The sequence below is a fragment of the Salinibacterium sp. GXW1014 genome, from assembly GCF_044769865.1.
GTDB lineage: Bacteria > Actinomycetota > Actinomycetes > Actinomycetales > Microbacteriaceae > Homoserinimonas.
The window spans coordinates 411954-423732 of the sequence record NZ_JBIZWA010000002.1; the positions used below are offsets into that span (position 1 = coordinate 411954).

Here is an 11779-nt window from a genome sequence, read left to right on the forward strand (position 1 = left end):
TTAGGCTGGCATCGTGTCGGATACCGCAAAGCCTACCCTCCTCGTCATCGACGGCCATTCCCTCGCCTTCCGGGCGTTCTACGCCCTCCCGGTCGACAGTTTCGTCAACAGGGAGGGGCAGCACACGAATGCGATTCACGGCTTCCTGTCGATGCTGTTGAGCCTTCTCAACCAAGAGAAGCCGACGCACCTGGCGGTCGCATTCGACATCTCTCGCTATTCCTTCCGCACGCGCGAGTACGCCGAGTACAAGGGCACGCGCGGCGAGACGCCGCCGGAGTTCATCGGCCAGGTGCCCCTTCTCGAAGAGGCACTCGCCGCGATGAACATCGTGACGATCTCGAAGGAGGACTACGAGGCCGACGACATCCTCGCGACCCTGGCGACCCGGGGCGCTGCTGAGGGCTACCGTGTCCTCGTCGTGAGCGGCGACCGCGACACGATCCAGCTCGTCAACGATGACGTGACGCTGCTCTACCCCAACGCGCGCGGAGTCTCCGAGCTCAAGCGCTACGACCACGACGCGGTCGTCGAGCGCTACGGCATCGAGCCGGCACAGTACCCGGATGTCGCGGCGCTCGTCGGTGAAACGAGTGACAACCTCATCGGCATCGACAAGGTCGGCGAGAAGACCGCCGTCAAGTGGCTCAAGCAGTATGGCTCGCTCGATGAGATCCTCGCGCACGCCGACGAGATCAAGGGCGTCGTGGGGCAGAACCTTCGAGACCAGAAGGAGAACGCCATCCTCAACCGGCGCCTCAATCGCCTGGTCACAGACGTGGAGCTCCCGCTGGCACTCACCGAGCTTGAGCGCCGGCAGATCAACGTCGGAGCGGTGCGCGAGGTCTTCGACCGGCTGCAGTTCCGCACGCTGCTTGAGCGAGTCCTCAAGATCGCGGCGGCGGAGGGCTCGACCGAGGCCCTCACGGAACCTGCCTCCGTCGACGACGCGAGCGCGGCCCAGCTCGCACCCGTCGTGCGCACGATGGTCGATGAAGAACTCGCGCAGTGGCTGTCTCGCCACTCGGGGAGCGACGCGACGCCGCTTGGCCTGCAGATCGAGTCGGGCTCGGGAGGCATCACGGGCTTCGGTATTGCGGCCAAGGATGACTCCGTCTATGTGCCATGGGCAGAAGGCCGGCAGGACTATGCCGCCCTCGAGGCCTGGCTCGCGAGTGATGCCCCCAAGGTCATGCTCGACGCCAAGCGGCAGTACAAGGCCCTGGCTGCTGTCGGGCTGTCGATCAGCGGCGTGACCTTCGACACGAGCCTCGCCTCGTGGCTGCTGCGGCCCGGCGGGCGCTCGGAGGATCTCGCCTCGCAGGTCTACGCAGTTCTCGGGGAGACCGTCACCGTGTCCGACCCGAACCAGCTGTTGCCGGAGGTCGAGTCACTCAGCGTCGCCACCGAGGCCTGGTTCGTATTGCGACTGTCCGAGGCACTCGCCGAGCGGCTCGACGCTGGCACGAAGCGCGTGCTCACCGACATCGAGTTGCCGATCGTGCCGGTCCTCGCAGAGATGGAGCGCACAGGCATCCAGGTCTCGGCAGACATCCTCAGCGGACTCCGCTCGCGTCTCGCAGCGTCGGCCGCAGATTTCGCAGCCAAGGCATACGCCGAAATCGGCCGCGAGGTGAACCTGGGCTCGCCCAAGCAGTTGCAGCAGGTGCTGTTCGAAGAACTCGGAATGCCGAAGACGAGGGCCAACAAGACGGGCTACTCGACTGACGCGGCGTCCCTCGCAGACCTCCAGGAGAAGAGCCCGCACCCCTTTCTTGGCCTGCTCCTACAGCACCGCGATGTGACGAAGCTCGGCCAGATCGTCGACACCCTCGAGAAGAGCGTTCGGCCAGACGGTCGAATCCACACGACGTACGAGCAGACCGGCACGAGCACGGGGCGCATCTCCTCCAACGATCCCAACCTCCAGAACATCCCCATAAGGACCGAGGTGGGCCGGGAAATCCGCTCCGCCTTCACGCACGGCGAGCAGTTCACGACGCTCCTGACCGCCGACTACTCCCAGATCGAGATGCGCATCATGGCGCACCTCTCCGGCGACGCCGGACTGATCGAGGCCTTCAACGCGGGGGAGGACCTTCACCGTTTCGTCGGTTCTCGCATCTTCCACGTCGAGCCTGCGGATGTCACGCCGCTCATGCGCACAAAGGTCAAGGCGATGTCCTACGGCCTCGCATACGGCCTGAGCGCCTTCGGACTGTCCAAGCAACTGCGTATCGACACGGCCGAGGCCAAACAGCTCATGGGCGACTACTTCGCCCGCTTCGGGGCCGTGCGCGACTACCTCCGCTCCGTCGTCGAGAAGGCACGTGAAGACGGCTACACCGAGACGATCTTCGGCCGCCGCCGACCCTTCGGTGACCTGCGCTCGAAGAACCGGGTGCTGCGCGAGAACGCCGAGCGAGCGGCCCTCAATGCGCCCATCCAGGGCTCAGCAGCCGACATCATGAAGATCGCGATGATCGATATCGCCAGCGACCTGCGCGAGAAGGACATGGCATCCCGATTGCTCCTGCAGGTGCACGACGAACTCGTCTTCGAGGTTGCCGACGGCGAGCTGGAGTCGCTCTCGGCGGTCGTGCGCGAACGAATGGGCGGAGCGGCCGAGCTTGCTGTTCCCCTTGAGGTCCAGGTCGGCATCGGTGCGAACTGGGAGGCGGCAGCGCACTGAGCGCGCCCGGCGCCCAGTGAGATCCTCCCGTACGCTGAAAGCATGACGACGCAACGCACCCCGAGCCCCATCGACGAGGTCGCAGAACGGTGGGTGAACACGCTTACCGATCTCGATCCCACGATCGCCACCTACATCGGCGTCCCCGGGAGACTGGGCGAGTACGGCGACTATTCGCCCGAGGGTGCGGAGGCCAAGGCGGAGGCAGCGCGCGCCGCATTGGCGGAACTTCGCGCATGCTCGCCAGCTGACGACGTCGACCGCGTGACGGCGGCGGACCTCGGGGCGGCGCTCGAGCTGGAACTCGAGTCCCACGACGCGAGACTCCACCTGCGCGACCTGAATGTGCTCGCCTCGCCCGCCACGGACATCCGCGAGATCTTCGACCTCATGCCCACCGAGACGGAGGGCGACTGGAGCGACATCGCCAGCAGGATGGGCGGAGTCCCCGACGCGGTCGACGGCTACATCGAGACGCTTCGTCGCGGCATCGCGGAAGGGGTCACCCCCGCGCGCCGCCAGGTGCTCGCGGTCGCGGAGCTGACGGGACGTGTCGGCACCTCGGGCGGCTTCTTCTCGGAGTTCGCTCAGCAGGCATCAGACGTGCCCGAGTCGCTCAGCGCGACCCTCAGCACGAACGCCCGACAGGCAACCGAAGCCTATTCGCGGCTCACCGAGTTCCTGCGCGTCGAGCTCGCGGCAAGCGCCACCGAGATCGACGCGGTAGGACGCGAGAGTTATGCGCTGCACTCGCGCCGCTTCCTCGGTGCGACGATCGACCTCGACGAGACCTACGAGTGGGGTATCGAGGAGCTCGCACGGATGCGAAGCGAACAGGAGGCCCTCGCCCACGAGATTTCGCCCGGCGCCTCGGTCGAAGAGGCGATCGCCGTGCTCGACTCAGACCCGTCGCGCATCCTGCACGGCACCGATGCGCTCCAGGCCTGGATGCAGGACCTGAGCGACCGCGCCGTCGCTGAGCTTGGGCAGACTCAATTCGACATCCCCCAGGAGATTCGCCGCCTCGAGTGCATGATTGCGCCCACGCAGAACGGCGGCATCTACTACACAGGGCCGTCTGACGACTTCACGAGGCCAGGCAGGATGTGGTGGTCGGTTCCCGTCGGCATCACGAAGTTCTCCACTTGGCGCGAGACGACAACCGTCTACCACGAGGGCGTTCCCGGCCACCATCTGCAGATCGGCCAGGCGGTCGTCAATCGCGGCGAGCTGAACACGTGGCGACGCCAGTTGGCAGGGACCTCCGGCCACGCGGAGGGCTGGGCGCTCTACGCGGAGCGGCTCATGGAGGAGCTCGGCTACCTCGACGATCCAGGCGACCGCTTCGGGATGCTCGATGCCCAGCGCATGCGTGCCGCGCGGGTCGTGCTCGACATCGGCGTGCACCTCGGCAAGCCTCGCCTCGACGGCAAGGGGAGCTGGGACTTCGACTACGCCCTCTCCTTCTTCCGTGGGAACTGCCACGAGTCAGACCCGAGCACCCTCTTCGAAGTGAATCGCTACTTCGGCTGGCCCGGCCAGGCACCCTCGTACAAGGTCGGCCAGCGTCTCTGGATGGAACTCCGCGATGAGGCTCGCCGTCGGGGCGGGGCAAACTTCGACGTGCGGTCATTCCACCGCGACGCGCTCGCGCTCGGCGGGGTCGGACTCGACACCCTGCGCTCCGCTCTTCTCGACTGAGGCGAGGCATTCTCACCCCTGAACTGGGGTCAAGCGATGGAGCATTCTCGAAGATTTCTCCTCGCGGGTTCTCATCTTCGCTGTCTAGGCTTCCGGACATGACCAACCCCATTCGTGGTGGGCTGGTGGTCCTTGGGGGATTTCTCACGAGTCTGATGCTGGGAGCATCCATTGTCTCGCCGAGCCCTGCAGCCGCCTTCACCGTCGCACCGAGCAGCATCCATGCATCCCATGAAGTCTCCGAGGCCCTGGAAACGGATGCGGCCCAGCCGGATGCCACTGAGCCGGTGCCGGGCACTGAGATTGCGATTGACGACCCTGCGCTCGTTCAGGATGCCGCGGTCGAACTGAGCGGGGAGATCGTCGTTTCGATCTCCGAGACCCTCACTGTCGACGCGAACAGCGAGCCGACCGTCGACACCCGCTACGCCGTCGAGACCGCTTCGGGGCAGGTCGTACCGGTCACGGGCGAGTTTCCGGACTCGGTCACCACTGGTGACCAGTTCACCGGGACCGTCGCCGTCGACGCCGTCGTCGAGCAGCTCGCACCCGAGACTGCGGTCGAGTTGGAATCATCCACTCAAGGTTCGGGTGCCCTCCCCGAGGCGGCTGAGGCGACCCAGGAGGCGATTACCGCGGCAGACGCGAGCGGCACCGAGCTGCCCGTCGTGCAGGCGCAGGTCACGGTCACTGCGGCAGCGGCTGCCGCCCCCGGACAGGCGCACGAGATCGTCATCGTTGCGAATGCGCCCGCAGGCCTCAGCCGGCCGAACCGCTCCGACGCTCAGCTGAGGACTCTCGCTGAACAGGCGGCGGCACACTGGCGTACGTCCTCCAACGGGCAGATCAGCCGCTTCACTGTCGCCTCCTCTGTCACCCAACTCACCGGAGGGAGCTGCGGCGAAGACCCCTTCTCGACCTGGAACCGCGCCGCTCAGAAGCTCGGCTACTCGGGTTGGTCCGCGTTCCGCACGAGCACGCCGGGCACGACTCGTCATCTGGTCGTGCTGAACCCGGCGGAGTGCGCCGAGACCGGTGTCGGAGTCGTCGGCAGCAGTGTGCACTACGGCGGCGCTGTTCGACAGTCGATCGGCAAGCACGTCGACCTGACGACACTCACACACGAGCTCGGGCACAACCTCGGCCTGGGGCACTCAGACCTGCACGTCTGCACGAGCGGCTCCTGCTCGAAGCACGAGTACTGGGACATCTACGACGTCATGGGGCTCGGCGTCCAGGGCTATGACACCCTCACACCACTCAACACGTCAACCGCGTCGCGGCTGGGTTTCCTTCCGTCGTCTGCGACCACTACGCTCGCGCTGCCGGCCGGCACTGCGACGAAGACCTGGACGATCGACCTGGCACCGCTTCGTTCCGCTGGTGGCATCCGGCACGTCGCGGCGACTGACCCGCAGACGGGGGAGCGCTTCCACATTGAGCTCCGCAGTGGCCAGGGCACCCCGACGCCCTACTACGCGTCGGCTCAACGCAGTCTCTCCGGTACGACGGTGACATTCACACCGGGAGTGCGGATGCTGCAAGCCGTGAAGAACGGATCCGCCGCGGTCACCTCCGCGCAGCCAGGGGGAGCGCACCTTCCTGCTATCCGCGCTGGCCAGTCCCTCTCGAGCCCGTCCGGGGGCATCAAGGTCACGGCCGTCTCGGGGTCACCCACGACGTCGATGCGGGTGCAGGTGACGCTGGGATCATCGACTGCGTCTACGGCGAGCCCCGACGGCTCTTTCCCCGTCTACCGGTTCTGGAGCGACGCCTACCAAGGGCACTTCTACACGATCAGCTCCGCAGAGAAGGCGCATGTTCAGGCAAGCTACCCAAGCAACATTTGGAAATACGAGGCCGTCGCCTACCAGGCTTTCACGAGCAAGCAACCGGGCACGATCCCGCTCTACCGTTTCTGGAGCGACACCATGAACGGTCACTTTTATACGGCGAGCGAGGCGGAGAAGAACCATGTCATCGCCGCCTATCCCGACAACGTGTGGAAGTACGAGAAGATCGCATACTATGTCTATCCGGCATCGAGCACGGTCTCGGCAACAACACCTGTGTACCGGTTCTGGAGCGACACGAAGCGGCATCACTTCTACACCGCGAGCGCATCTGAGCGGGATCACGTGATCCGCAGCTACGACGATCGAGTCTGGAAATACGAGACCGCGGCGTACCGCGTTCCGTCCAGCTAGGAGCCCGCCGGGCTGTTGCTCCCGCGCGGGCAAGCCGGGTATGCTGGAGAGTCGCAATTTCTGCGAATACCTATCCGCCTGCCACGGCGACGTCGGTCTGGACTTCACCCAGCACGACGATACATACAAGCAGCACCTCGTTCGTGGCCTGATTTCTGCCCTCCCGGGCATGTCCATCCTGGAGCAACTACTACATGACAATCGCAACGACCGGTAAGGCACCCAAGCAGGTCGCCATCAACGACATCGGATCTGCTGAAGACTTTCTCGCCGCGGTCGAAAAGACGCTGAAGTTCTTCAACGACGGAGACCTCATCGAGGGCACCGTCGTCAAGATCGACCGTGACGAGGTCCTCCTCGACGTCGGTTACAAGACCGAGGGTGTCATCCCCTCCCGCGAACTCTCCATCAAGCACGACGTGAACCCCGACGAGGTTGTCACGGTCGGCGACACGGTCGAGGCCCTCGTTCTCCAGAAGGAGGACAAGGAAGGCCGTCTGATCCTGTCCAAGAAGCGCGCTCAGTACGAGCGTGCGTGGGGCGACGTCGAGAAGATCAAGGAAGACGACGGAGTTGTCACCGGTACGGTCATCGAGGTCGTCAAGGGCGGCCTCATCGTCGACATCGGCCTCCGCGGCTTCCTCCCGGCCTCGCTCATCGAGCTTCGCCGCGTGCGCGACCTCACGCCGTACCTCGGCCAGGAGATCGAGGCCAAGATCCTCGAGCTCGACAAGAACCGCAACAACGTGGTCCTGTCGCGCCGCGCCCTCCTCGAGCAGACGCAGTCCGAGAGCCGCACGACCTTCCTCAACAACCTCGCCAAGGGCCAGGTTCGCAAGGGTGTCGTCTCCTCGATCGTCAACTTCGGTGCCTTCGTGGACCTCGGTGGCGTCGACGGCCTCGTGCACGTCTCCGAGCTCAGCTGGAAGCACATCGAGCACGCCAGCGAGGTTGTCGAGGTTGGCCAGGAGGTCACCGTCGAGATCCTCGAGGTCGACCTCGAGCGCGAGCGCGTCTCCCTGTCGCTCAAGGCGACGCAGGAAGACCCGTGGCAGGTCTTCGCCCGCACCCACGCCATCGGCCAGGTGGCACCGGGCAAGGTCACGAAGCTCGTCCCCTTCGGCGCGTTCGTTCGCGTCGCAGAGGGCATCGAGGGCCTCGTCCACATCTCCGAGCTCTCCGGCAAGCACGTCGAGCTCGCCGAGCAGGTCGTGTCCGTCGGCGAAGAGGTCTTCGTCAAGGTCATCGACATCGACCTCGAGCGTCGCCGCATCTCGCTGAGCCTCAAGCAGGCCAACGAGGGTGTCGACCCCGAGGGCACCGAGTTCGACCCGGCGCTGTACGGCATGCTCACGGAGTACGACGAGCAGGGCAACTACAAGTACCCGGAGGGCTTCGACCCCGAGACGAACGAGTGGAAGGAAGGCTTCGAGGAGCAGCGCGCCAAGTGGGAGGCCGACTACGCGGCCGCTCAGGCTCGCTGGGAGGCTCACAAGAAGCAGGTCGCCGCTGCCGCCGCCAAGGACATCGACGATGTCCCCTCGGCCGGTGGATCGTCCTTCTCGAGCGAGTCGTCCTCGGTCGGTACGCTCGCCGACGACGAGGCGCTTGCCGCTCTTCGCGAGAAGCTCTCGAGCAACTAGCACGATCGCGTCGTCCAGACGCATGTGAAACGGCCGGGCCCCAGGGTCCGGCCGTTTTGCGTTTCCGCGTGCTGCCTTCGGAAGCCGTGTTTCCCTGCGACTCAGGCGCGGCGGGCACGCGCCCGTCTGACGGTCGCGATGGCAAACCATACGAGCAGTGGCACGGCGACGATCACGAGGACGGGCAGCACCAGCGCGAGCACCGTGAGCGTTACGCTCGTCACATCCTCGAGCGTGCTAACGACGGGGGCGGCGACACCCGCCGTGACCGCATTGACGACCGGGCGAACTGCGAGCTTCGCGAGATGCACGACGAGCGCGATGACGACGCCGGAGACGATCGGCACCCACTGGTTCTGCTCCAGGAACTGTGCGGGATCGGTCACAGCAACAGTCTCGGCCGATGCACCCGAACCGAACGCAAGGCCGCCGGCGGTCGGGCGCACGATGGTCTGGATCCAGTCATTGATGCTGTCGACGACCGGCACCTTGTCGGCAATGACCTCGATGAGCAGGAGGAGCCCGACGATGCCGAGCACCCACTCGTTCTCGAGCCACGCCCATTGAGCAGGCAGGGCCACGAATTCCGTGAATCGGCTTGCGAGACCCAACACGAGGAGCGGGACGTATGCGTTGAGTCCCGCCGACATGGCGAGTCCCGCCCCGGTGAGAACCTCGATCATTCGCGCTCCCTCTGCTGGCTGACGCCAGCACCTGGCCATTGGGCGGTGATGAGGTGAGACTAGCCCACTAGCATTGCCCCGTGTATCTCATCGCTTTGACGGGAGGGATCGCGTCGGGCAAGTCGCTCGTCGCGTCGCGCCTCCGAGACCTCGGCGCCGTTCACATCGACGCCGACCAGCTTGCCCGGGAGGTGGTCGAGCCGGGAACGGATGGGCTTCGCGAGATCGCGCGGGAGTTCGGTCCCGACGTGATCGACAGCGATGGAGCGCTCGATCGCGCCGCGTTGGGGGCCCGTGTCTTCGGTCACCCGGAGAAGCTCGCAGTGCTCAACCGGATCACCCACCCTCGTGTGCGGGAACTCGCCACGGCGCGCATCCAGGAAGCGGCCGCAGCCAATCCTGCCGCGATCATCGTGTACGACGTCCCCCTCCTCGCGGAGGCGGGAGGCAAGCACGCAGTGCCGTTCGACTCGATCGTCGTCGTCCACGCCGATGAGTCAGAGCGGGTACGGCGCATGGTCGAGTATCGGGGCATGTCCCGCGACGACGCGCTGAGCCGTGTGGGCGCCCAGGCCAGTGATGAGGAGCGCCTGGCGATCGCCGACGTCGTGATCGAGAACAACGGCACGGTCGAGCAGGTGATCGAGCGGGTCGACGAGTACTGGCGCGAACTGGACGCTCGGGGTGCGGGCTCCTCCCAGCCGAGTGTCGGTGGCCCTGCCTAGACTTGGAGCATGCAGCCGACCAGGTCCGTGCGGCCCTTTGAGGTCATCAGCGAGTACAGCCCCAGCGGAGACCAGCCGGCGGCCATCGCTGAGCTTGCGGGGCGCATCAACGCGGGGGAGACCGATGTCGTGCTCCTCGGTGCGACAGGAACGGGAAAGTCGGCGACCACCGCGTGGCTCATCGAGCAGGTGCAGCGGCCGACGCTCGTGATGGCGCACAACAAGACGCTCGCGGCACAACTCGCGAACGAGTTCCGCGACCTCATGCCCAATAACGCCGTCGAGTATTTCGTCTCGTACTACGACTACTACCAGCCCGAGGCCTACGTGCCGCAGACCGACACCTTCATCGAGAAGGACAGCTCGATCAACGCTGAGGTCGAGCGGCTTCGCCACTCGACGACCAACTCGCTCCTCAGCCGCCGTGATGTCATCGTGGTGTCGACAGTGTCGTGCATCTACGGCCTCGGCGCCGCCGAGGAGTACCTCGAGGCGATGATTCCCCTGCAGGTCGGGCAGCGCATCGCACGTGACGCGATCATCCGGCAGTTCGTCAACATGCAGTACCAGCGCAACGATGTCGACTTCTCGCGGGGCAAGTTCCGCGTGCGTGGAGACACGATCGAGATCATCCCGATGTACGAGGAGAACGCGATCCGCATCGAGATGTTCGGTGACGAGATCGAGGCGCTCTACGCCCTGCATCCGCTGACCGGCGAGGTGCTGAAGAAGATGGATGCCGTCTCCGTGTTTCCCGCGACGCACTACGCCGCCAGCCCGGTGACCATGCAGCGCGCAATCGTCGGCATTCGCGAGGAACTCGAGGAGCGCCTCGGGGAACTGGAACGCCAGGGCAAGCTGCTCGAGGCACAGCGTCTGCGCATGCGCACGACCTTTGACCTCGAGATGATGGAGCAGATTGGCTTCTGCAGCGGCATCGAGAACTACTCGCGCCACATCGACGGCCGCGCGCCCGGTGCCCCGCCGAACTGCCTCCTCGACTACTTCCCCGACGACTTCCTCGTCGTGATCGACGAGTCACACGTCACCGTGCCGCAGATCGGCGCGATGTTCGAGGGAGACGCGTCCCGCAAGCGCACGCTTGTCGAGCACGGCTTCCGTCTCCCGAGCGCGCTCGACAACCGCCCGCTCAAGTTCAGCGAGTTCCTCGACCGCGTGGGCCAGAAGGTCTACCTCTCCGCGACACCCGGCAAGTATGAGCTCGGGGTCTCGGACGGGGTGGTCGAGCAGATCATCCGACCGACGGGCCTCGTGGACCCGGAGATCGTCGTCAAGCCGAGCAAGGGGCAGATCGACGACCTGCTGGAGGAGATCCGTCGCCGCACGGAGCGCGATGAGCGCGTGCTCGTCACGACGCTGACGAAGAAGATGGCCGAGGAGCTGACCGACTTCCTGACAGAGGCAGGCGTTCGCGTTCGCTACCTCCACTCGGACGTCGACACCTTGCGTCGTGTGGAACTGCTCACGGAACTGCGCCAGGGCGTCTACGACGTGCTCGTCGGCATCAACCTGCTGCGTGAGGGCCTCGACCTGCCCGAGGTGTCGCTCGTCGCCATCCTCGACGCCGACAAGGAGGGCTTCCTCCGCTCGTCGACCTCGCTCATCCAGACGATCGGTCGTGCGGCCCGCAACGTCTCGGGTGCAGTGCACATGTATGCCGACGTCGTCACCGACTCGATGCGTCTCGCGATCGAGGAGACCGACCGGCGGCGGGAGAAGCAGGTCGCCTACAACCTCGAGCACGGCATCGATCCCACGCCGCTGCGCAAGAAGATCGCCGACATCACCGATGTGCTGGCTCGCGAAGAAGCCGACACGGCGGAATTCCTCGCTGGCCGCGGGGGAGACCGACGGAGGGCACCCACCCCGGCACTCGGCGCGGAAAGCCGACGCTTTGAAGGCCTCGCCGCATCTGGCGCCAGTGACCTCGACGCCCTCATCCGCGACCTCAACGACCAGATGCTCCAGGCGGCCGCCGAGCTCAAGTTCGAGCTCGCCGGCAGGCTTCGCGACGAGGTCGCGGACCTCAAGAAGGAGTTGCGGCGCATGGAGGCTGCTGGCCATATCTGAGCGATACAATAGAACAGGTATTCGAACGGGGTGACCT

Annotated in this window: 7 protein-coding genes; 6 read left to right on the forward strand and 1 reads right to left on the reverse strand. The window is 65.5% G+C overall.

What is annotated here, in order from left to right; genetic code table 11:
* Positions 1-13 precede the first annotated feature (13 nt).
* From polA to rpsA, 4 genes are all read left to right on the forward strand, one after another.
* Entirely contained in the window at positions 14-2692 is a 2679-nt protein-coding gene (gene polA, locus ACIQK7_RS11755; RefSeq protein ID WP_403024982.1) for a DNA polymerase I, read from the forward strand.
* A 42-nt stretch (positions 2693-2734) separates the two neighbouring features.
* On the forward strand, positions 2735-4393 hold the full coding sequence (locus tag ACIQK7_RS11760; protein WP_403024985.1) for a DUF885 domain-containing protein: 1659 nt from the start codon (positions 2735-2737) through the stop codon (positions 4391-4393).
* A gap of 98 nt (positions 4394-4491) precedes the next feature.
* Positions 4492-6600: a hypothetical protein gene (locus tag ACIQK7_RS11765; RefSeq protein WP_403024988.1), complete on the forward strand. Its 2109-nt coding sequence runs from the start codon at positions 4492-4494 to the stop codon at positions 6598-6600.
* A gap of 194 nt (positions 6601-6794) precedes the next feature.
* Positions 6795-8243, forward strand: a complete 1449-nt coding sequence (rpsA, locus tag ACIQK7_RS11770) for a 30S ribosomal protein S1 (RefSeq protein ID WP_147721237.1) — start codon at positions 6795-6797, stop codon at positions 8241-8243.
* A gap of 101 nt (positions 8244-8344) precedes the next feature.
* Here the strand turns inward: rpsA and ACIQK7_RS11775 are convergent, their stop codons facing one another.
* Positions 8345-8926 carry a DUF4126 domain-containing protein gene (locus ACIQK7_RS11775; RefSeq protein WP_403024991.1) on the reverse strand — a complete coding sequence of 194 codons (582 nt, stop codon included), beginning with the start codon at positions 8924-8926 and terminating at the stop codon, positions 8345-8347.
* 80 nt (positions 8927-9006) lie between these two features.
* Here ACIQK7_RS11775 and coaE point away from each other — a divergent pair, with 80 nt between their 5' ends.
* Together coaE and uvrB are read left to right on the forward strand one after the other, a co-directional pair.
* Positions 9007-9651 carry a dephospho-CoA kinase gene (gene coaE, locus ACIQK7_RS11780; protein WP_403024993.1) on the forward strand — a complete coding sequence of 215 codons (645 nt, stop codon included), beginning with the start codon at positions 9007-9009 and terminating at the stop codon, positions 9649-9651.
* Positions 9652-9660: 9 nt separating this feature from the next.
* Entirely contained in the window at positions 9661-11742 is a 2082-nt protein-coding gene (uvrB, locus tag ACIQK7_RS11785) for an excinuclease ABC subunit UvrB (RefSeq protein WP_403024996.1), read from the forward strand.
* Positions 11743-11779 lie beyond the last annotated feature (37 nt).